1 protein-coding gene is annotated in these 657 nt (G+C 70.5%); it reads right to left on the minus strand.

What is annotated here, in order from left to right; all coding sequences use genetic code 11:
• The coding region (locus tag AAFP35_RS26245) for an MSCRAMM family protein (RefSeq protein WP_419224623.1) at positions 1 to 657 on the minus strand (657 nt) is incomplete at both ends.

Raw genomic sequence — 657 nt, forward strand, 5'->3', positions numbered from 1 at the left:
AACGACCTTGACCTGGGTGGCGGCGGGTTCGTACATGTTGGCCACGATGGTGAACTGGGCGTCGGTGAGGCCTTCGATGCGATAGCGGCCGTCGTTGTCGGTGGTGACCGAGGCGACGATCGTCTGGTCGGGTCCGATCGCGGAGACGGTGGCGCCGGCCAGTGGTGTGCCGTCGACGGTGCGGACCGATCCTTGGACGCCGCCGGTGGCGAGGAGCACGATGTCGACGGGGGTGCCGGTGCGGCCGCTGGTGTCGGCGGTGACCAGTTGGCTGGTGGGTTGGTAGCCGGGTGCTGATGCGGTGACCGCGACGGTGTCGCCTTCGGAGAGTCCGCTGATCGTGAACTGTCCGTCGGTGTCGGCGTGTGCCTGGGTGACGACGGCTCCGGTTTGGTCGGTGACCACCAGGGCGGCGGCGACGGGTCGGTCGCCGTCGCGGACTCGGCCGTGCACGATCGAGCCGCCGGTGAGGGTGAAGTCGCGGCGGAACACGAGGTCGCCGACCACGGACACGGTCAGTGCCTTGGGGGAGCGGCCGGGTGCGGTGGCGATGACGGTGTAGGTGCCGTCGGCCAGGTCGTGGACGGCGTAGGAGCCGTCGGTGGCGACGCTGGCGGTGCCTGCTTGGTGGCCGCGGGTGTCGGTGACCGTGACGGC

This window comes from Gordonia sp. CPCC 206044 (genome assembly GCF_048537895.1).
In the GTDB taxonomy this organism is placed as follows: Bacteria; Actinomycetota; Actinomycetes; order Mycobacteriales; family Mycobacteriaceae; genus Gordonia.